The organism is Haladaptatus halobius (genome assembly GCF_020618475.1).
In the GTDB taxonomy this organism is placed as follows: domain Archaea; phylum Halobacteriota; class Halobacteria; order Halobacteriales; family Haladaptataceae; genus Haladaptatus; species Haladaptatus halobius.
Window position 1 is genome coordinate 2,217,430 of record NZ_CP085335.1, and the last position, 19,115, is coordinate 2,236,544.

Annotated in this window: 22 protein-coding genes; 17 read left to right on the plus strand and 5 right to left on the minus strand. The window is 63.4% G+C overall.

The features are described from left to right. The first annotated feature begins 10 nt into the window (after positions 1-10). The 6 genes from LIW51_RS12985 (at position 11) to LIW51_RS13010 (ending at position 4,875) form a co-directional block, all read left to right on the plus strand. Positions 11-163: a hypothetical protein gene (locus tag LIW51_RS12985; protein WP_227374538.1), complete on the plus strand. Its 153-nt coding sequence runs from the start codon at positions 11-13 to the stop codon at positions 161-163. Positions 164-316: 153 nt separating this feature from the next. Further along, on the plus strand, positions 317-1,450 hold the full coding sequence (nadA, locus tag LIW51_RS12990) for a quinolinate synthase NadA (protein ID WP_368411739.1): 1,134 nt from the start codon (positions 317-319) through the stop codon (positions 1,448-1,450). Further along, positions 1,447-2,970, plus strand: a complete 1,524-nt coding sequence (locus tag LIW51_RS12995) for an L-aspartate oxidase (RefSeq protein ID WP_227374539.1) — start codon at positions 1,447-1,449, stop codon at positions 2,968-2,970. Before nadA ends, LIW51_RS12995 begins: the two co-directional genes overlap by 4 nt. Further along, the gene (gene nadC / locus LIW51_RS13000) at positions 2,960-3,766 is read left to right on the plus strand and encodes a carboxylating nicotinate-nucleotide diphosphorylase (protein ID WP_227374540.1); all 807 of its coding nucleotides are present in this window, start codon (positions 2,960-2,962) and stop codon (positions 3,764-3,766) included. The genes LIW51_RS12995 and nadC overlap by 11 nt, the downstream gene beginning before the upstream one ends. A gap of 38 nt (positions 3,767-3,804) precedes the next feature. Continuing rightward, the gene (locus LIW51_RS13005; protein ID WP_227374541.1) at positions 3,805-4,557 is read left to right on the plus strand and encodes an inositol monophosphatase family protein; all 753 of its coding nucleotides are present in this window, start codon (positions 3,805-3,807) and stop codon (positions 4,555-4,557) included. A 123-nt stretch (positions 4,558-4,680) separates the two neighbouring features. After that, the gene (locus LIW51_RS13010) at positions 4,681-4,875 is read left to right on the plus strand and encodes an HVO_0649 family zinc finger protein (RefSeq protein WP_227374542.1); all 195 of its coding nucleotides are present in this window, start codon (positions 4,681-4,683) and stop codon (positions 4,873-4,875) included. On the opposite strand, the gene gpmI is transcribed toward LIW51_RS13010, so the two are convergent. After that, a complete protein-coding gene (gene gpmI, locus LIW51_RS13015) occupies positions 4,872-6,389 on the minus strand; it encodes a 2,3-bisphosphoglycerate-independent phosphoglycerate mutase (protein WP_227374543.1) in 1,518 nt (505 codons plus the stop codon). The two genes, LIW51_RS13010 and gpmI, sit on opposite strands and share 4 nt — an antisense overlap. A 67-nt stretch (positions 6,390-6,456) precedes the next feature. Beyond that, complete coding sequence (locus LIW51_RS13020) at positions 6,457-6,909, minus strand: ester cyclase (RefSeq protein ID WP_227374544.1); 453 nt, start codon at positions 6,907-6,909, stop codon at positions 6,457-6,459. Positions 6,910-7,235: 326 nt separating this feature from the next. On the opposite strand from LIW51_RS13020, the gene LIW51_RS13025 reads away from it, so the two are divergent. Continuing rightward, positions 7,236-7,394 (plus strand): hypothetical protein, encoded by a 159-nt coding sequence (locus LIW51_RS13025; RefSeq protein WP_227374545.1) that lies wholly within the window; start codon positions 7,236-7,238, stop codon positions 7,392-7,394. Then, entirely contained in the window at positions 7,391-8,641 is a 1,251-nt protein-coding gene (locus tag LIW51_RS13030) for a DNA double-strand break repair nuclease NurA (RefSeq protein WP_227374546.1), read from the plus strand. The genes LIW51_RS13025 and LIW51_RS13030 overlap by 4 nt, the downstream gene beginning before the upstream one ends. Here the strand turns inward: LIW51_RS13030 and LIW51_RS13035 are convergent. Then, positions 8,635-8,970 carry a DUF7113 family protein gene (locus LIW51_RS13035; protein ID WP_227374547.1) on the minus strand — a complete coding sequence of 112 codons (336 nt, stop codon included), beginning with the start codon at positions 8,968-8,970 and terminating at the stop codon, positions 8,635-8,637. The two genes, LIW51_RS13030 and LIW51_RS13035, sit on opposite strands and share 7 nt — an antisense overlap. 155 nt (positions 8,971-9,125) lie before the next feature. Here LIW51_RS13035 and LIW51_RS13040 point away from each other — a divergent pair, with 155 nt between their 5' ends. The 3 genes from LIW51_RS13040 (at position 9,126) to LIW51_RS13050 (ending at position 11,761) form a co-directional block, all read left to right on the plus strand. Next, positions 9,126-10,934: an ATP-binding protein gene (locus LIW51_RS13040; RefSeq protein WP_227374548.1), complete on the plus strand. Its 1,809-nt coding sequence runs from the start codon at positions 9,126-9,128 to the stop codon at positions 10,932-10,934. 109 nt (positions 10,935-11,043) lie between these two features. Next, positions 11,044-11,472 carry a universal stress protein gene (locus tag LIW51_RS13045; protein WP_227374549.1) on the plus strand — a complete coding sequence of 143 codons (429 nt, stop codon included), beginning with the start codon at positions 11,044-11,046 and terminating at the stop codon, positions 11,470-11,472. Between the two features lie 61 nt (positions 11,473-11,533). Beyond that, a complete protein-coding gene (locus LIW51_RS13050; protein WP_227374550.1) occupies positions 11,534-11,761 on the plus strand; it encodes a hypothetical protein in 228 nt (75 codons plus the stop codon). Between the two features lie 78 nt (positions 11,762-11,839). Here the strand turns inward: LIW51_RS13050 and LIW51_RS13055 are convergent, their stop codons facing one another. Next, positions 11,840-12,865 carry a KaiC domain-containing protein gene (locus LIW51_RS13055; protein WP_227374551.1) on the minus strand — a complete coding sequence of 342 codons (1,026 nt, stop codon included), beginning with the start codon at positions 12,863-12,865 and terminating at the stop codon, positions 11,840-11,842. Positions 12,866-13,023: 158 nt separating this feature from the next. Between LIW51_RS13055 and LIW51_RS13060 the strand changes: the two genes are divergently transcribed. From LIW51_RS13060 to LIW51_RS13085, 6 genes are all read left to right on the plus strand, one after another. Further along, entirely contained in the window at positions 13,024-13,848 is an 825-nt protein-coding gene (locus LIW51_RS13060) for an NAD(+)/NADH kinase (protein ID WP_227376807.1), read from the plus strand. Positions 13,849-13,896: 48 nt separating this feature from the next. Further along, positions 13,897-14,847 carry a GTP cyclohydrolase MptA gene (gene mptA, locus LIW51_RS13065; protein ID WP_227374552.1) on the plus strand — a complete coding sequence of 317 codons (951 nt, stop codon included), beginning with the start codon at positions 13,897-13,899 and terminating at the stop codon, positions 14,845-14,847. A 432-nt stretch (positions 14,848-15,279) separates the two neighbouring features. After that, the gene (locus tag LIW51_RS13070; RefSeq protein WP_227374553.1) at positions 15,280-16,647 is read left to right on the plus strand and encodes an NAD(P)/FAD-dependent oxidoreductase; all 1,368 of its coding nucleotides are present in this window, start codon (positions 15,280-15,282) and stop codon (positions 16,645-16,647) included. A gap of 157 nt (positions 16,648-16,804) precedes the next feature. Continuing rightward, a complete protein-coding gene (locus tag LIW51_RS13075; protein ID WP_227374554.1) occupies positions 16,805-17,068 on the plus strand; it encodes an inorganic phosphate transporter in 264 nt (87 codons plus the stop codon). Between the two features lie 116 nt (positions 17,069-17,184). Further along, the gene (locus LIW51_RS13080; protein ID WP_227374555.1) at positions 17,185-17,832 is read left to right on the plus strand and encodes a DUF5828 family protein; all 648 of its coding nucleotides are present in this window, start codon (positions 17,185-17,187) and stop codon (positions 17,830-17,832) included. A 148-nt stretch (positions 17,833-17,980) separates the two neighbouring features. After that, the gene (locus LIW51_RS13085) at positions 17,981-18,421 is read left to right on the plus strand and encodes a universal stress protein (RefSeq protein WP_227374556.1); all 441 of its coding nucleotides are present in this window, start codon (positions 17,981-17,983) and stop codon (positions 18,419-18,421) included. Positions 18,422-18,481: 60 nt separating this feature from the next. Here the strand turns inward: LIW51_RS13085 and LIW51_RS13090 are convergent, their stop codons facing one another. After that, positions 18,482-19,069: a DUF6149 family protein gene (locus LIW51_RS13090; protein ID WP_227374557.1), complete on the minus strand. Its 588-nt coding sequence runs from the start codon at positions 19,067-19,069 to the stop codon at positions 18,482-18,484. Between the last annotated feature and the right edge of the window lie 46 nt (positions 19,070-19,115).

Sequence of the window (19,115 nt, forward strand, 5' to 3'; positions counted from 1 at the left end):
AAACCTCCCGATGACGCTCGTCAGCGTCCGGCGGTTCGTCGCCGTCGCGTCGCTCCCGTCGGACGCGATGAACCTCGCGAAACCGGTACTGACAGTCGGTACGCCGCCGCTGTACGGCTGTCTGCTCATGCTCGTCGGGTGCGTCTGGCACGCTCGGCGGTAACATATCGAATATATTCGTTCGTCGGGCGTGAATGGGAATGTTCTGTTCGTCCATCCTGTTTTCGAGAATATAGAAAATCAAGTAAGCAGTATTGAAGAGAAAATGTTTTCAATACTGCGTGTTGTCGACTAGAGTAACCTCAGGTAGACACTCATGCCAACAATGGAAACGACAAATCTCGATGCAGAACTCAGTCTCTTCAAATACGATAACTTGGAACAGCTTCCGCCGGAATATCGGGAACTGACCGAAAAAGAGCGCACGGAGCGAACCGAACGCGCACTCGACGAACTGGGTGACGATGTCATCGTCCTCGGGCACAACTACCAGCGACGCGAGATCGTCGAACACGCGGATTTCGTCGGCGACTCGTACCAGTTGAGTGTCGAAGCCGCAGAAGCCGACGCCAAATACGTGGTCTTCGGTGGCGTCACCTTCATGGCGGAGTCGGCGGACATCATCACCGACGACAACCAGACCGTTATCCTCCCCTCGATGGAGGCCTCGTGCCCGATGGCAGGAATGGCGGAAGCGTTGCAGGTGGACTCGGCGTGGGCCGACATCCGATCGGCGGCACCGGATGCCAATATCATCCCGATAACGTACATGAACTCTTACGCCGACCTGAAGGCGTTCTGCGCTGAGCAGGGCGGTGCGGTGTGTACGTCCTCGAACGCCCACCGCGTCTTCGAGTGGGCGCTGGAGCAGGGCGACAAGATACTGTTCCTCCCCGACAAGCATCTCGGCGAGAACTCGGCGTACCGCCTCGGACTGGAAGACAGCATCACCAAGTGGGATCCGTGGGATCCTGCCAAACAAAATCCTGACGCTGTTGCCGACGCGGATATCGTCCTCTGGGAGGGATACTGTCAGGTTCACGATCGATTCCGGGTCGAACACATCGAACGAGTTCGCGGCGAGCATCCCGACGCGCGGGTTGTCGTCCACCCCGAATGCCGGAGGGAAGTGGTCGAAGCGGCAGACGTTGTCGGAAGTACGGCGACGATCTGCGAGACGATTGCCGAAGCCGAACCGGACGAGACGTGGGGTATCGGAACCGAGATTCATCTCGCTCGTCACCTCCAGCGGTGGCATCCGGACGTGAACGTCGTCCCGCTCTGTGGCGACGCCTGCATGGACTGCAACGCGATGCGCCAGATCGACCCGAACTACCTGACGTGGGTTCTCGAAGAGCTGGTCGAAGGCCGCGAGCGAAACGTCATCGAGGTCGCACCGGAGGAGAAGGAACTCGCCATGCTGGCACTCGACAGGATGCTCGAACTATGACGGGGGAAACCGACGGAACTGACGAAGCGAACGCGACAGGCGAATCCGGCGCGACGGACGTTGCAGACGTGCTGGTCGTCGGCAGCGGAATCGCAGGCTGTAGCGCCGCGCTCGCCGCCGCCCGAGCTGGTGCAGAGGTACTCGTCGTGACGAAAGCGACGCGCCCGGCAAACGCCGCGACCTACCTGGCGCAGGGTGGCATCGCGGTCACTCGCGACGACCCCGAATTGCTCCGCGACGACGTGCTGGCCGCGAGTAGCGACACCGCCGACCTGGACGCCATCAACGTGCTGGTCGAAAACGCTGGCGACGCGGTTCAGGACGTGCTTATCGACACCCTCAGCGTGTCGTTCGACACGGACGGCGACGAGTTCGATTACGGCAGGGAGGCCGCCCACTCCGAAGCGCGCATCCTCCACGTGGACGCAAGCACCGGTCAGTACGTCCTCGGGCCGTTCCTCTCGCATCTCGATTCCCATCCCAGAGTGACCATCTGCGAAGATACCGCCGCGCTCACGCTCGTCACGCACGAAGGGCGCGTTCACGGCGCGATATTCGAACGCGACGGCAATACATGGCCTGCCTTCGCTGGAGCGACGATACTGGCAACCGGCGGAATCGGGGCGCTGTACGGCCAAACGACGAATCCGGAGACGGCGACCGGAGACGGCATCGCCATGGCCGCCCTTGCGGGAGCCGACGTTGCAGACATGACCTACGTCCAGTTCCATCCTACGGCCTACGCCGGGGCGGATTCCTTCCTCGTCAGCGAAGCCGTCAGGGGAGAGGGAGCAGTGCTCTGCGACGCCGACGGCGAGCGCTTCATGCCCGAGTACCACGCTGACGCGGAGTTAGCGCCGCGCGACGTGGTCGCCCGCGCAGTCCAGCGCGAACGCGAGCGCACGGGGGAAGTCACGCTCGACACGACGCCGCTGGACTTCGCCGGGAAGTTCCCCGACCTCGCGGAGAAGTGCGACGAACGCGGCGTCTCTCATGAGTCGATTCCGGTCGCACCGAGCGAGCACTTCCTCTGTGGCGGTATCGCGGTGGACGACCGCGGGAAGACGACCCTCGACCACCTATTCGCGGTCGGCGAGTGTGCCCGAACCGGCGTCCACGGCGCGAATCGTTTGGCTTCGACGAGTCTCCTCGAAGGGTTGGTCTGGGGACTTCGCGCCGGAGACGCCGCAGTCGGATTCGACCCCGAACCGGTCGAAACCCCCAACCTGCGGAACAGCGACCCGTCGCTACCGCCGCAGTTCGTGCGCGACAAGTTCGTCCGCCTCCGCCGAGTGATGGACGAACACATTGGACTACACCGAGATCGGGACGACCTTCGGCGGGCAGCGGGCGTGCTCCGACGATTGAAAGGCGAGGTGGACGCCTACGTCAGAACTCGAACCTCCCGCGACCTCTACGAACTCCGGAACGCGAGCGTCGTCTCCCTGCTCGTCGCCCGAGATGCGATGGAGGCGGAACCGGTCGGTTGTCACCACGTGGAGGAGGTCAATGCTGACTGACCGCGACGTGGAGGGATGGCTCCGCGAGGACGCGGGTCACCACGACGTGACTAATCACGTTCCGGGCGAGACGACGGGACGACTCGTCGCCAGGGAGTCGGGTGTCGCCGCCGGATTGGATGCCTCCGTCGCGGTGTTCGACTACCTCGGCTGTGACGCCAACGCACTGGTGGAGACGGGAGATTCCGTCGAAGCGGACGACACCGTCCTCGAAGTGCACGGCCCGGCGCCTGACGTGCTCCGCGGCGAGCGCGTGGCAGTGAACATTGCAGGGCACGCCGCAGGCATCGCCACGAAGACGGCGAAGGCGGTCGCCGCGGCCCGAACCGTCGGTGACGAGGTGGCCATCGCGGGAACTCGTAAGACGACGCCTGGCCTGCGCGGAATCGAGAAGCGAGCGGTCGCGGCGGGCGGCGGCGACACCCACCGACTCACCCTTTCGGGGATGGTAATGGTGAAAGACAACCACGTCGCCGAAATGGGGCTAATCGGCGCGATGAAACATTTCCGCGAGTTGGCGTCGTTCGCCACGAAGATCGAGGTCGAAGTCGAACGGCCCGAAGACGGGCGTCGGGTCGCGGAAGCCGGGGCTGATATCGTCCTGTTCGACAACCTCTCACCTGCAGAGGTGGAATGTGGCGTCGAGATGCTCCCCGATGGCGTGCTCGCGGAGGCCAGCGGTGGCATCGCAATCGATGACGTGGCCGACTACGCCGGAACCGGCGTGGACGTTATCTCGATGGGGTCGCTCACGCATTCGGCACGAAGTCTGGACTTCTCGTTTCGGACTGGCTGAACCGGGGCAGATTTTACCCCGGAGTGAAACGTACCCATATGGACTCGTTCGAAGAGACGGCGGTGCGGGCGTGTCGAGTCGCGGGCGAGTACCTTGTCGCGGAGTTCGAGCGCGAATCGCACGACGCGGAACACGGGGCGAACGACGTGAAAGCGACGGCGGATCACGGGGCGGAGCGTCGCATCCTCGACGTGCTCACCGCCGCCTACCCCGACCACGCCGTCTTCGCCGAGGAGTCCGGCGAACGGTCGGGTGGAAGTTCCTATCGCTGGGTCGTCGACCCGCTGGACGGGACGAACAACTTCTGTTCGGGCATCCCGTACTTCGGAAGCGCGGTGGCGCTCCTCCGCGAGGGCGACCCCGTGCTGTCGGTCGTCCGCGACCCGCTTCACGACCACACCTACGTCGCCCGCGACGGGCGGGCCACGTTCGACGGCGACCCGGTTCGCGCCGAGAGCAGTGTGTCGAGCGACCACGCGACGGTGTCGTTCGTCCTCGGTCTCGACGCAGTACGGGATGACGATCTACGGACGCAGGCCGCGGGACTCGACGCAACGCTCGCGGGGCGCTGCAAGCGCGTGTGGAAGAGTTGGGCACCCACCCTCGACTGGGGACTGCTCGCGCGGGGAAAGCTCGAAGCGGTCGTCTGTTTTCGCCCGGACGAGGTGGAACAGCACGCCGGATGGCTGCTCGCGGAAGCGAGCGGCACTCGGCTGGCGAACGAAGGCGACCTGTTCCTCGCGGCGGCGAGCGACGAGGTGTTCGCGGAACTGCGAGAGGCGCTGTTCTGATTTACGTCCGGGTGGAAAGAGGGTTGTCACGGTTGAGACCGATGCCATCGTGGCTTCGTCAAGTGCGACGCAATTGCCCGAATAATCGTTACAATTATTGAGTGCCGTGTCATAGCTTGCCATATGGCGGTCGAACAGAGCCGTTCCCCCTTCGATAAGCTACGCAAACACTACGAGAGAACGGAGCGACGGTGTCCGAAGTGCGGTTTCGTGGACGAGGAAGGCGAGTGGCGCGTCACTGCGCGCGGCGGCGAGGTTCACTACCAGCACATCTGCCCGCGCTGCGACGCCATCGATACGCGAGTGCTCCGCTACTAGCGAAGCAACGACTCGCCGGTCATCGCCTCCGGTCGCTCCACCCCGATGACCGACAGGAGCGTCGGCGCGAGGTCGCAGAGCGACCCGCCCTCTCGGACTTCGCTGCCGCCGTCGCTACCGTCTGGCGAGAGATAGACGAGCGGAACGAGGTTGTAGGTGTGGGCCGTATGCGGGTTCTCCGGCGTCCCCATGTCGTCGGCGTTGCCGTGATCCGCCGTGATGAAGACGTGTGCGCCGTGGGCTTGGAGCGTCTCCACGAGGCGTCCGAGTTGCTCGTCCACCGCCTCGACCGCGGCGACCGCGGCGTCGAAGTCTCCCGTGTGGCCGACCATGTCCGGGTTCGCGTAGTTCAACACGAGCACGTCCGGGTCGTCCGAATCGACGACCGAAATGGCCGTGTCGGTCACTTCCTCGGCGCTCATCTCGGGTTTCCGGTCGTAGGTCGGCACGTCCGGACTCTCGACGATGCGCCGTATCTCGCCGTCGAACTCGACTTCGCGCCCGCCGTTCAGGAAGTAGGTGACGTGGGCGTACTTCTCCGATTCGGCGATGCGGAGTTGGGTCAGTCCGTTCGCCGCGAGCACCTCGCCCAGCGTATCCTCGGGCTGGTGCGGCTGGAAGGCGACCGGCAGGTCGAACTCCTTGTCGTACTGGGTGAACATCACGAACCGCACTTCGGGCGGATGCGTCTCGAACTCCCAGACCGGCTCGATGTCGGCTACCATCCGCGTGAGCTGTCGGGCGCGGTCGGAGCGGAAGTTGAAGAAGACGACCGAATCGCCCGATTCGAGCGCGGGCCCGCCGGAGACGAGCGTCGGTTCCACGAACTCGTCCGTGTCGCCGCGCTCGTACGACTCGCGGATGGCGTCGACCGCGGTTATCGCCTCGTGTGCGGCCGCGCGGTTGACGATGGCGTCGTAGGCGCGCTTCGTCCGCTCCCAGTTTTGGTCGCGATCCATCGCGTAGTAGCGCCCGGAGACGGAGGCGACCTCGCCCGTTCTCCGTTGGTCGATGACGCCCTGCAACTCGCCGAGGAACTCCTCCCCGCTCTTCGGCGACGTGTCGCGTCCGTCCGTGAAGGCGTGGGTGACGGCCTCGACGTCCCGATCTGCCGCGAGTTCGATGAGCGCGTAGAGATGCTCCTGGTCGGAGTGGACGCCGCCTTCGCTGACGAGACCCATGAAGTGGACGCGCCCGTCGTTCTCGCGGGCGTACTCGAATGCCCCGTCGATGGCCTCGTTCTCGCCGAGTTCCCCCGCCGTGATGGCGTCGCTGATGCGGGTGTACTCCTGTTTCACGACCCGTCCCGCGCCGATGTTGAGGTGGCCCACCTCGCTGTTACCCATCTGACCCTCCGGAAGGCCGACCCGACGGCCCGTCACGTTGAGCGTCCCGTACGCCCCCTCGCGCGCGAAGCGGTCGAAGTTCGGCGTGTCGGCGGCCTCGATGGCGTTTCGACCGCCGTCCTCGCTTCCCAGCCCCCATCCGTCGAGCACGATGAGTCCCGCTCTCATGGGCGAACCGTCGTCGGCGCGCGGTAACTATTCTTCGACCGAACGCGGTCGTCGGGAGGGGGAGGATTCAGTCGTCGGCTGGTGGGGCGTCGGAAAAGAGATCCTCCGGGATTGCTCCGATCTGCATGAGCATGTTCAACAGATTGACTTCCGACCAGGTCTCGGCGAGTTTGCCGTCCTCGAAGCGGTTGATGTCAATTCCCGTGACGGTCACCTCCTCGTTCGTCGGCTCTATCCCCGCCACCTCCCCGACGTGGGGTCCTCGCTGCGTCCAGCGCGCGATGACGAAGTCGTCCGTCGAGATGAGTTGATCCATCTCGATTGGACCGTCTACGGTGCCGGCACCCATCTCGGCCATTTCTCGGTAACCCTCGGGACCGCGAACCGGTTCCGGCATGGACGGGTCGTGGAGGACGTAGTCGTCGGCGACGAGTTCGTCGATGACGTCGAAGTTGTGATCCTCCCAGACCTCTTCGGTGATACGCCGGTGAAGTTTCTCGTTGTCTTGTGTTGTCGTCATGGTCGTACCTCGTCTCGATAGACGCTCTCCGATAGCTTAGTTATGAGAGCGTGGTACGGTGGTATGACGGTGTGAAACGGTGTATTCCGGTCTTTCCGAACCGTTCTGATGGTTCGTCTTCGTTTCGGACGAGCCATCGCCCAACCGGATATCGAATCGACGGCCCGGGCTCGTTATCTGGATTTGAACGTGTTCCACCGAGAACGTCGCCTTACGAAGCTCCCCGGTGCCCGCTCGTCCGTCGAAACCGCGCTGCTGGATACAATCTCTATGACGGACGACCAGCCAATCCTTCCCTCTGCGGAACTCGTCACGCTCTCGCTCTCATGGTTCCTTCTCCTGATGGTGTACGTCGGCTGTACGCGGCGTTACTGCCCATCGAGGGCACGACGAACGCGCAACTCGGACCGAGTAGTTCGGTGCGCATCCGGACGGTTCCGAAAGGCGACCTTTTTTCGGGGTTGGGCGGGATGGAGCGTGCGTGACTCTCGACCCTGTCCACTTCGACGGCATCGCCAAACTGGCCGATAGAATAGATTACGAGGGGGAAGAGCGCAACCATCAGGAACTCGCCCGGAGCGTGTGGGAGAACTATCTCGACCCGCTCTATCACGACGGGGAAGAGCTCCTTCAGCCGCTTGGGGGGTTGACGCGGCGATGCGCGAATATCGAGGAACTCGCCCTCGAAGCGGAGCAGTTCCCGACCATGCACGGACTCGACTCAGGGAGCATCAATCCGAAGGTGTTCAAAAACGGGCTGGTGGTCGATGTCGCCCACGCGGCGATGAGTTGCACGCCCTCTAATCTCGACCTCCATGACTCCCGGACGGTCGTCAAGGCGATTCACACGAACGACGTTTCGCACGATTTCGGCAGCGAGTGGGAGTCGTACAGCGAGGGGAGCAAACGTCGCATCGTCCACGCGCCGCGCAGGGACGAACACGAACAGGAGATCGTCCACGCGCTCGCGCTGTACCGCGCCGAGAGTCGACACGCGCTCGACCACACGGACGAGGTCGACGATTTCCTGCTGTTGGACGGTCCAGTGTATCCGAAAGGCATCATCCGCTGGCGCGACCGCGGCGCGGTGCTTCCCGACCTCTTCGAGGAGTCCGACGAGATACGAACCATCCTCGAAAACTACGTCCGACTGGTCGAGGAGTTCGCCGAGCGCGACGTGCCGCTCGCAGGCTTCGTCAAGAACATCTCCGCGAAGTCGATAATCCGAACGCTACGCGAGAAAGGAGTGAATACGCCGTGGGCGCACGATGCCGCGTTCTTCTCGCAGGTTCTCGAACGCGGCGAGTACGTGGACGGAGAGTACGAGCGACGAACCGACGATTTGACGCTGACGAGCTGGTTCGTCTCTCGGGCGGGGTCGGATGCCTTCTTCGGAAGCGAGGAGGCGGATCGGTACGTCGAACGGAAGTTCGCTCCGGAGCAGTACGAGGTGACGTTCTGCGTCGTCTACGACCCCCGCCGCGATCTGCTCTACAAGATCGAAGCACCGCGCATCTTCACGAGCGATGAGGACCGCCGGCGACGAATCGAACGACAGATTCTGCGGGAGGTCGCCGTCGCTCGGGGGCCGCCGCTGGTCATCTCGAAGGCGGATTCGCTCGCCCGGATCGGTCGAAACAGTACACAGTCGCTGATAAAAAGTTTCGAAGAATCGTTCGATAGCGAACTGGACGGGAACTACAACGACGTCCGGTGGGGCCTCCACTACTGAGGGTCGTTCTTCTCCACCGTCACTTCCACGTCTTTGGCGTCGATACCGATTCGCGCGAACTGCGTTCGGACGTGGTCCTCCGCGGCGTCGAGCGCCTGCTCCCGGGTGTCGAACCCGCGCGGCATCGGCGTCTCGAACGCGACGTTGACCTCCTTTCCCGCGATGATCTGGGCGCTGCCGCCGCTCTCGACCTGATAGAACTCGTCGCAGACCCACACGTAGGGGGCGTCCTCGTTCGGCGCGCCTTTGAACGTGGGGGCGTGCTCCCCCCGCTCGTACACCGTTCCCGTCAGGGTCGTCCCACCTGCCTCGCCGCGAACGAGTAACATGGAAAAAAAGTACGACGCGGAGCGGTAAAAGGGAAGTGGAGGTCTCTCGTGAGGATTGTCGGCGTCTAGACGTTATCTTTCCGTCAAGTTCGAACTTGCATCTCGTCTCGAAATCGTGCGAAAAGTGTTTCACGCACGACTGAGATGGCAGGCGCATGAGTGATTTAAGTAATTTCGAAGACTTCGGAAATGATTCTGGCGACGAAGAGGGAACAAATGCGCCGGAGACCGAAGAAAAAGACGGGAGGGGCGAGGACGACTTCGAGCGCGTCGAACTCGACCCGGTCGGTGACGACCGCGGTATCGGCAGTCTCGCGGTGTCGGAAGGGTTAGCGATAGGCGAAGATAGCGACGACACCTGCCTCCGGGCGTACGTGACCGCGCCGAATCGCGGCGACGTTCGAATCGGGAAGTACCTCCTCGTGCCCTATCCGGACGGCGAGAAGCTGTTCTGTCGCATTACGGCGCTGGAGTACTCGCAGGAGTTCCACAGCGACGATGCCACGGAGATTCACGCTCGGCGGGCGATGCGAAGCGAATCGATAGACGAGACGGACTACAAGTTCATGGCGTCGCTGGAGCCCATCGCGGTGCTGTTCGAGGACGGGGGAGAGCTGAAGCGGCGGATGACCGACCGCGTTCCGAAACCCGAGGCCGTCGTCCGGCGGGCCAGCGACAAGCGCGAAATCAAGACCGGGCTGAAGATACCCGAGGAGGGCGTGTTCCTCGGCCATCTCTCGGTCGGCGGCGAGAAGGTACGAACCGCGGCGGAGCCGCCTACCATCGACTATCGAGTGAAAGACGATTACGAGTCGGGCGACCCGCTCGTCTTCCGGCACACGCTCGTCGCAGGCGGCACGGGGTCGGGGAAGACCCACGGCGCGAAGAACATCCTCCGCCAGTATCTGTCCGAGGCGCGCACCTACCCGATGGACGACGGGCGCGACGCTCGGATGGCCGTCGTCCAGTTCGACCCGCAGGACGAGTACGCCCAGATGCACGACGACAACCCCGACGCAACGTCAGACGACGAGCGCGCGTGGGAACGCGGGGGTATCTCGCACGGCGGGCACGACGAGACGGTCGCGTTCGTCCCGAAAGTCGACGGAGGGTCGTACTCCGCGAGCCACCACGATGCGGAGCAGATCGAGTTCACGATTCCGTTCTCGATGGTCAAGGACAACCCGTGGCTCGTCGCGGGCGCGAAACTCAACGACAACCAGTACGGTGCGCTCCGTCTCCTGCTCAAGCGTTTCTTCCGCAACCGCGGCGACGGCGGGACGTACGAGGAGTTCCTGACGTACCTCGATGATCCGGCGTTGCGCGAGGAACTGGACGAAAACGGACGGGTTCACGAAGCCACGTTCGACGCGGTGAAGCGGCGGGCCCTGTCGGTTCCCGGGAGCGTCTTCGACCAAGCCGCGGACTCGATAACCGACCTCGTCCCGCAGTTCGTCCGCGCCGGTCGGCTGTCGGTCGTGCCGACGTACCACCTGCCGACGAGTCGCGCGAAGGAGATGGTGGTGCTCGCGGTCGCCAGTCTGCTCGTCGACGAAAAGCTCTCGAACGCGCCGCGGTTCGACCGCATCAAGGAGACGCCGCTCGTCGTCGGGATGGACGAGGCGCACAACTTCCTCTCGGACGCGGAGAGCGTGCAGGCCGAGAAGGTCATCGGGAAGTTCACGGAGGCGGCGAAGCAGGGGCGCAAAGAGCGTCTCGGACTGTTCCTCATCACGCAAGACCCCCAAGACATCGCCGACTCCGTGTTCAAGCAGATAAACACGACCGTCGTGTTGAACCTCGGCGACGAGGACGCCATCAAGAGTGTGAACATCCCGCCGAATCTGGAGAAGAAGGTTCCGTACATGGAGAAAGGCCAGATGGTCGTCTACTCGCCCGACAACTCGGAGCCCGTGGAGCTCATCGGACTCTCGAAGTGCGTCACCCGGCACGGACGGGACTGAGCCAGGAGAGTGAGAATTCGCGTGATTCGGCACGCGCTCGAAACAAACCGTCTTCAACGAGTTCTGATACGGACAAAACACTTTATCCGAGGCGCTCGTCCGTTCGCGCATGAGCAAACGTATTCTCGTGCCGGTGGACGGGTCGGAGCAGTCCGAGAAGGCGCTGGAACACGTACTGACGGAGTTCCCCGATGAAGACGTCACCGTCATCAATGTTATCGACCCCATCGACGTCGGCTACACCTCGACGGTCGGGATGCCGGGGTACTCGGAGGAGTGGTACGAGGAGTCCACGGAGAACGCCGAGACGCTGTTCGAGGAGGCACAGGAGACCGCGGATGAGTACGGCGTGACCCTCTCGACGACGACGGAACTCGGACGACCGTCCCAGGCCATCGTGGAGTACGCCGAGGAGAACGATTTCGACCAGATAGTCATGGGCAGTCACGGCCGGTCGGGCGTCTCGCGCATCCTGCTCGGGAGCGTCGCGGAGACGGTCGTTCGGCGCTCGCCGATGCCGGTGACGGTCGTGCGGTGAGCGCGATTCGAGAGGATTTCGGACAGCGAACGTCGACCGCGAGCGAAGCGAGCGATTCGACGTGAGCAGTAGGCCGTCGACACGACCCTTCAAAATCGGCAAACGATGCAACCGCCGAAATGAGAAACGACACAACCGCCAGAAACGGACGATTACACAACCGGCAGACTGCGAGCAGTTCACCGCGAACGAGAAGCGAAAGCGACGAGCGAGCGGGCCGACGACCGAATGGAGCATGGACGACTCGCAGCGCGAGTCGTCCGGCGAAGTGAAGGAGGAGTGCTTTTGATCGAGCTTTTACAGGGAGCCGATCAGCATCCGGGCCGCCGCGGCCCGGATGCTGACCCGTGACCGTCGTAAAAGGTCGTTAGAAGAGTTTCGCCTGCTGGTAGACGCTGATTCCCTCGTTCGTGATGTCGTAGGGCTTTATCTCGCGGGAGTGGTTCGCGTCCCGGATCTTCTGGATCTCGATGGCGAGTCTCGTCTCCCGGAAGTCGTCCGCACCGCGGACGTACTGGAGAACGAACACGGCGTCGGTGAGGTACTCGATGATGCCGTGCCGGGAGGCGTAGGGATTGTCGTCGCTCGCCTCGCTCGTGAGCATGATCGTCACACCCGCCTCATTCAGACTGCGGGTGAAGTCGTAAATCTCATTTCTGCGCGTCGCGCGGTCTTCGTAAATCATCTCCAGCAGCGACACGGAGTCGAGGACGAGGCGCGTCGCGTCGAAGTCGCGGACGAGTTCCGGAGGCTCGCTCTGGATGCTCGACAGCGAGTTCGCCATCTCGATGGGGTCGACGACGGCGAGGCGACCGTCGTCGACGTCCTCGTCGTACGGCCAGCCTTTCTCCGTCGGGCTGTCGAGGATGCGCTCCCGGCTCTCTTCCAGCGTGATGTAGACGGCGTTCTCGCGCGGCGAGAACGCGTGGTCGAGAAACTGGAGTCCGAACGTCGTCTTTCCCGTTCCGGCGTTGCCGATGGCGACCATCAGCGTCCGTTCGGGAATCCCGCCCTGGATCATGCTGTCCAACCTCTCGATGCCGACGTCGATTCGCGGGATGGCGGATTCGAAATCCTCGTCGTCGAGTCCGCCAGCGTCGAACCCGCCAGCAGCACCAATTCCACCGCCGAAGTCCGGTTCGTCGTCGAATCCCGTCCCCGGCGCGTCCTCGTCCGACTCCGTCGCGTCGTCCGTCTCGGAGTCCACCATCGCGTCGGTGTCGGAGTTCGTCGTCCCGTCCTCCGGCGGTTCTGGCGCTTTCCGGAGGTCATCTTCGATCGGTTCCGGCGATTCTGACGACTCCGGCGAATCGTCCCCGTCGTCCTCGCTCTCATCCCAGTTCTCGTCGTCTTGGCGGAGTGCGGCTTCGAACCAGTCGTCGTCCTCGGTCACGGCGTCACCACCTTCGGTTCTCTCAGCTCCCGGACGTGGCTCGCGCTCATCGCGTCGGCCGACCGGGAGACAGTTCTCATCGTCCTGTCACTGGAACCCGGTGCAAATTAATGTTGGTGTCGGCGGCTTTTTGCATGCCCGGAGAGAACGGAGTGGTGATGAACGTCGGCATCGTCGCCCAGAGAGGCAACGAGCGGGCCGCGACACTCGCAGGGCGACTGCGGGAGACGCTCCGAGACGAGGAAGCGACGGTTCGCATCGACGCCGCGACCGCCGAGCGACTGGACACCGACGGAGTGGACGTGTCGCGGATGGCCGAAAACGACCTCGTCGTGAGCATCGGCGGCGACGGCACCTTCCTCTTCGCTGCGAGCGGCGCGAAGGGCACGCCGATACTAGGCGTGAATCTCGGCGAAGTCGGATTTCTCAACGCCGTCACGCCGGAGGACGCGGTCGGCGAAGTTCGCACGGTCGTAGAGACGTACCGCGAGTCGGGCGAGATTCCGTCGCAGGAGGTTCCCCGACTTCGCGCGACGGGAGAGGGCGAGTGGTCGGTGCATCCCGCGCTGAACGAGATCGTCGTGCAGGGCGCACAGCGCGGACACGGACAGGGACTCGACTACGAGGTTCGCGTCCACGGCGTGCGGTACAGCGAGGGGCACGCGGACGGCGTGTTGGTTTCGACGCCGACCGGGAGCACGGCCTACAACTTGGGCGAGGGCGGTCCGTTGGTGCATCCCAGCGTGAACGGACTGGTACTCACGGAGATGTGCGGAACCGACCCCATGCCGCCGCTCGTGTTTGAACTTGGCTACGAGGTCGAGATTCGGGTGACGAACGCCCCGTTCGCGGTGGTGGGAAGCGACGGAACGCAGGCCAGAATCGACCCGCCCGAAACGGTGACCATCTCGCTCGCGTCGGAACCGGCCCGGATCGCCGGACCGTCGCCGAACTTCTTCGAGGCGCTCTCGAAGCTGGACTGAGTGCCGGAAGCGCAAGCCTCTAATCCTGTCTCTCACAACAGAGGGACAATGAAAGAGCAACTTCCCGACGTGCAGGCGACGGAACCCGACGTGACGGTTGGGCTGAATCGGGTCGGCGTGACGGGGGTCGAGAAGCTGGTCGAAATCGCCCGACCCGACAAGCGACCCTACGTCCTGACCGCCGAGTTCGACGTGTTGGTCGACCTGCCGAGTTGGCGCAAAGGTGCGGACATGAGCCGGAACATGGAGGTCGTCGACGAGGTGCTGGAAGACGCCGTCAGCGAGCCGACCTACCGCGTCGAAGATGTGTGCGGCGACGCCGCGGAGCGCCTGCTGGAGAAGCACGACTACACGACGAAAGCCGAGGTCAGCATGGAAGCGGAGTTCATGGTGCGCGACACGACGCCGGAGAGCGAGCGCCCGACGCAGGCCATGGTGGACATCGTCGCCAGCGCTACGGCCACGGACGAGGAGACGAAAGAGGAGATCGGCGCGCGCGTCACTGGCATGACGGTCTGTCCCTGCTCGCAGGGCATGATGAGCGGACGCGCGAGGGAGAAACTCCTCAACCTCGGCGTCGGCGAGCGGGAAGTCCGGGAGTTTCTGCGCGACGTGCCGCAGGCCGGACACTCCCAGCGCGGGCACGCAACCCTGACGGTCGAGAGCGAGGGCGCGCCGGAGGTCGACCTCCACGAACTCATCGAAGTCGCGCGGGGTTCGATGAGTGCGCGCATCTACAACCTCGCCAAGCGTCCCGACGAAGACCGCATGACCTACAACTCCCACGCCAACGCGAAGTTCGTCGAGGACTGCGTGCGCGACATGGCCCACGGCGTGGTCGAGGCGTTCCCCGACCTGCCGGACGACGCGGTGGTGACGATGAAACAGAGCAACGACGAATCCATCCACCAGCACAACGCCCACGCCGAGCGAGTCGCGGAGGTCGGGACGCTCCGCGAGGAAGTCGCGGAATCGAAGGGCGAAGCGGACGGCGAGTAGGCGTAATTCGCCCCCTCGAATCGTCAGAATTATAACGTAACGCGAACACGACGGCGATACGAGCGACCGGGATACGCTTCTGTTCGCTATTCTCGTCGTGGTTTTCGGCGGTTTCATCTACACCGGCAACGGCACCGGCTTGAATCCAAACACCGGGTTTTGGTTCATGAACTTCGGATTGGTCGGCCTCTTCGAAAGTTTGGCCGACGTCTGGCGGAGTGATAGCGTCGGTCGATGGGAGTCAAGAGGACCGCTACTCGAACAGTAGCAGCGAACTCGACTCCGTCGAAATCTATCGTACGAGGATGACATAGCCATATGCAAGCGTCGCAAACTCGCCTTCGTCCACGTATTCGAAACCCATCAGCGAGAAATACCTTCCAAATTGCGCGGTCGTAACACGTATTCCGCAGGGTGACGAACCTGTCGCGCATGATAGGCATCGTCGGGGGAGGAATCGCCGGACTGGCAGCCGCCCACCGCCTCCAACAGCACGACTACGACGTGCAGGTGTTCGAAGCGAGCGACGACCTCGGCGGACTCGCCGCGACCTACGAGACAAACGGCGACCGCATCGAGAAGTTCTACCACCACCTCTCGGCGTCCGAGCAGACGATCATCGACCTCATCGAGGAACTCGGTCTCGGCGACGATCTGGAGTGGCCCATCGGGAAGAATGCCTACTATGTCGACGGCGTCGTCCACCCACTCGACAAGCCGTGGGAAATCTTGGCGTACCCGCACATGAGCGTCTACGACAAGTTCCGCCTGACCCTGTTGACGCAGGAGATCGACATTCGCGGCGGAATTCCGAAGTTCGACAGCTACGAACGTCTCGAGGATTTCGAGGACGTCCCCATCAAACAGTTCCTGCTCGACCACACCTCGCGCGGCGTCTACGAGAACTTCTTCGAACCGCTGCTCGACGCGAAGTTCGGGAGCAGAAAGGAGGATGTGAGCGCCGCGTGGCTCCTCGGGCGTATCAAGTTCCGCGGCGAGCGCGACCTGCTCCGCGGCGAACCGCTCGGCTACCTCCGCGGCGGGTTCGGTCGGCTCATCGACGCGCTCGTCGAGGAAGTCGGCGAGGAGAACATCACGACCGGCGTACGCGTGACCGACCTCGACACCGAAGACGGCGAAGTGCGATCGCTCACGACGGAAGCGATGCGGAGCACTGAGGTCACGACCACCGCCGCTGACGGCGGGACGACCGAGACGCACGACGTGAACGGGGTCGTCGTCGCCGCGATGCCGAATGTCCTCGAAGACCTGACCGGCTACGAGTGTGAGGTCGACTTTCAGGGTGCGGTATGCGCGCTCGTGACGATGGAGGAGTCGATCACTGACACCTACTGGCTCAACATCGGCCACGACGCCCCCTTCGGGGCGCTCATCGAGCACACGAACTACATCCCGCCGGAGCGATACGGCGGCGACCACCTTCTCTACGTCGCCAGCTACATCCAAGATTACGCGGAAGAGCTCTGGCAGATGAACGACGACGAGATAGAGGAACTGTGGCTCGACCACATCGAGGAGATGTTTCCGCAGTGGAACCGCGACTCGGTGAAAGAGTTCCGCCTCGCGCGCAACCCCCGCGCCGCGCCCGTCTACGAGCGCGGCTACCTCGACATGGTCGTCCCCTTCGACCTCGGCGACGACATCGCCGACGGCATCTACTACGCCGGGATGGCGAGCAAGGCGCAGTATCCGGAGCGCAGTCTGAACGGCGGCATCGTCGCGGGTTACGAGTGCGCGGACAGAATCGCCGGGAAGAAGGAAGTCGTGAGTCCGAGATAATCGGCAACCGTCGCCACTCGGTCGGCGGGCGTTACTGCGCGCCGCCGAAGCGCGATTTCGTGCACGGACTTTTGACGTTTCGTCGCTAACATGACATCGATGGTGGGGGGTCGAACGGTTGCTCCTTCTGATCGTCGGAGCGGCGGCGAGTTTCTTCATGGCGTGGACCGTCCGGATGGGGGCACCGTACGCTCCCAGCGTCGGTGCGCGAACGATGATCACGCGCGCGGCCTTCGTCACCGGCGTGTTCGGCATCGCGGGGGCGATGTTACAGGGTGCGAACGTCACGGAAGCGATGGCCGCTGGCGAGGATCGAACCAGCACGGCGAAAATCATCTACACCGTCCTCGAATGGGTGGTCCCGCTGCTCCTCTCGTTCGTTCTGGCCTTCGGGCTGCTGACGGCCGTCGAGTTGCTGTAACTCCTCCCACCGCACCACTATCGCGATGTTGCCTCGTCGCTGCCGAATTACGCTAACACCCTCTCCTCCGGGAATCGTCAAAAATGTAGAAACGACTGGCCGGCGTTCTCTGTGCCATGGAGGAGAGCGTCGCGGGATTCAAAGAGCGCGGGGACTGGGTCACCATCGTCGAGCACGGCGAACGCATCACGAAGGCCCTCGAGGACGAAGGTGTCGACGGTTCGAACTTCGACGAGTGGAACGAGTGGCGGCCGAAGGTGCACGAAAGACTCGGCGAGGACGTAAAGGAGAAGACCGCAGAGCAGGCGAGCCCGTCGGAAGGAGAGGGTGAAAGGGCGGGAAAATCGCCGAGCGAGGACGTGAACGCGGCGGGAGACGAACTGAAAGACTCGGCTTCCGAACTCGCGGAGGGAGACCTGGAGGATGCGATCGAAGAGGGACAGGAATCCCTCGAACGCGCGACGCGTGCGGTGGACACGGCGGGGCGTAAAGCCCTGCGTACGGTCGAGGAAACGGTGTACAAACACGTCATGACGAAGGTTTCACCGGTGTACTTCGACAACGAACTCGTCAGCGCGAACGTCGAGCGCACGCGCAACCGCGACGAGAGGTACGCCTTCGAGGTGAACGTCAACGACGACGACCTCAAAGACCGCGTCCGCGACCGCCTCGTCGAGTACGAGGGGAAAAAGCGGTGGCGCGGAGAGACCGAAAAGCGAACCGATTCGGTCGAGGCGGCGGAGGGAACCGAGTCGCTCGAGTGATTCGGTCGCCCGACGGTCTAAATCCCTCGGTCGATGGAACTCGCCACCGACACTTCACTGACGAGTTCTCGCGTTGTTCTAAGGGAGGTACGGTACGGTCGAATACACGACATCTCTATGCGCGACTGTCACGAACAACTACGGTAGTATGTACCGACGGATCCTCATTCCGATCGACGGGAGCGAAGCGGCGGAGAACGCGATACCGCACGCCCTCGACCTGGCGGAGACGTACGACGCCGCCCTCTACACGGTCTCCGTCGTCGATACGAGCGAACGAGAGGACGAAGACAAGCGCGAGGCGATGTTCGAAGAGTACGAGCGACAGTCGCGGGAGATGGTAGAGGACGTCATCCGCCGTGCGGAAGAGCGGGACGTACGAACGACCGCCGGTTCGATCGCCGAGGGGAAACCGCACCGCGCGATCCTCCGGTACGCGGTCGACCAAGACATCGACCTCATCGTGATGGGGACGTACGGCCAACGCGGAATACTACGCCCGCTTCGCCGCAGCGTCACGGAGAAAGTCGTCAGGCGGGCCACCGTTCCGGTGGTGACCGTTCGCCTCGAAGAGCGCGAAGAGGAGTGAGTCTGGTGTGCGGACGGTGGTTCGACTCGTCGGCGAAGCTACTTCTCCTTGAATCGCCGACTACGCCTCGCCTTCGTCCACGCCGGGCGCATCGTCGACGCTCACGTCCTCGGGTTCGTCCCGCCCGCCGACGCGAATCTCGCCGTCGTCGCCCTGCACGTACACGTCGTCGGCGAAGCCGCCCTCGGCGTAGGGGTGTTCCGGGTCGTCCAGTTTCTCGGGGGTGGACGGCGCTTCCGGGACGCCGTCGGCGGGCGCGAACTCGCCGAGCGGGTCGGCGATGGTGACGCCGTGGCGAGAGAAGAACGTCTCGTACCGGTCGTAGTGGTCGTCGAGTTCGTCGCCCGGGAACTCCATCATCTCCGTCCAGCCGTGGTTGAAGAAGTCGAAGTTGGCCTGGATGTGCGTGATCTCTCGGGCTTCGGCCTCGGGTGCGCCCTCTTGCAGGGCCGCGAGATAGCTGTCCATCGTCGCGCCGAAGAACGCGTCTAAGTGCTCGCGGCGCTCCTCGCGGTGGTCGGGGTCGGCCTTCTTGAGGAAGATAGCGGTGTGCATATCCACCAACTTCCCTTTCACTACGTCTCTGACGACAGGGAGTTCGAGCGCCTTCTTCGAGGCGAAGTGGCGAGCGTTCTGACGGATTTTCATGGACGGAGTTTGGAACGCGAGCGCCTTCAACGTCCCGACTCTCCCG

Coding starts and splice junctions, on each gene's coding strand:
- mptA (WP_227374552.1), top strand. CDS start 13,897: ATGAAAGAGCAACTTCCCGACGTGCAGGCGACGGAACCCGACGTGACG.
- gpmI (WP_227374543.1), bottom strand. CDS start 6,389: ATGAGAGCGGGACTCATCGTGCTCGACGGATGGGGGCTGGGAAGCGAG.
- LIW51_RS13005 (WP_227374541.1), top strand. CDS start 3,805: ATGGACTCGTTCGAAGAGACGGCGGTGCGGGCGTGTCGAGTCGCGGGC.
- LIW51_RS13035 (WP_227374547.1), bottom strand. CDS start 8,970: ATGTTACTCGTTCGCGGCGAGGCAGGTGGGACGACCCTGACGGGAACG.
- LIW51_RS13040 (WP_227374548.1), top strand. CDS start 9,126: ATGAGTGATTTAAGTAATTTCGAAGACTTCGGAAATGATTCTGGCGAC.
- LIW51_RS13045 (WP_227374549.1), top strand. CDS start 11,044: ATGAGCAAACGTATTCTCGTGCCGGTGGACGGGTCGGAGCAGTCCGAG.
- LIW51_RS13085 (WP_227374556.1), top strand. CDS start 17,981: ATGTACCGACGGATCCTCATTCCGATCGACGGGAGCGAAGCGGCGGAG.
- LIW51_RS13080 (WP_227374555.1), top strand. CDS start 17,185: ATGGAGGAGAGCGTCGCGGGATTCAAAGAGCGCGGGGACTGGGTCACC.
- nadC (WP_227374540.1), top strand. CDS start 2,960: ATGCTGACTGACCGCGACGTGGAGGGATGGCTCCGCGAGGACGCGGGT.
- LIW51_RS13075 (WP_227374554.1), top strand. CDS start 16,805: ATGGCGTGGACCGTCCGGATGGGGGCACCGTACGCTCCCAGCGTCGGT.
- LIW51_RS12995 (WP_227374539.1), top strand. CDS start 1,447: ATGACGGGGGAAACCGACGGAACTGACGAAGCGAACGCGACAGGCGAA.
- LIW51_RS13010 (WP_227374542.1), top strand. CDS start 4,681: ATGGCGGTCGAACAGAGCCGTTCCCCCTTCGATAAGCTACGCAAACAC.
- nadA (WP_368411739.1), top strand. CDS start 317: ATGCCAACAATGGAAACGACAAATCTCGATGCAGAACTCAGTCTCTTC.
- LIW51_RS13025 (WP_227374545.1), top strand. CDS start 7,236: ATGGTTCCTTCTCCTGATGGTGTACGTCGGCTGTACGCGGCGTTACTG.
- LIW51_RS13020 (WP_227374544.1), bottom strand. CDS start 6,909: ATGACGACAACACAAGACAACGAGAAACTTCACCGGCGTATCACCGAA.
- LIW51_RS12985 (WP_227374538.1), top strand. CDS start 11: ATGACGCTCGTCAGCGTCCGGCGGTTCGTCGCCGTCGCGTCGCTCCCG.
- LIW51_RS13070 (WP_227374553.1), top strand. CDS start 15,280: ATGATAGGCATCGTCGGGGGAGGAATCGCCGGACTGGCAGCCGCCCAC.
- LIW51_RS13090 (WP_227374557.1), bottom strand. CDS start 19,069: ATGAAAATCCGTCAGAACGCTCGCCACTTCGCCTCGAAGAAGGCGCTC.
- LIW51_RS13060 (WP_227376807.1), top strand. CDS start 13,024: ATGAACGTCGGCATCGTCGCCCAGAGAGGCAACGAGCGGGCCGCGACA.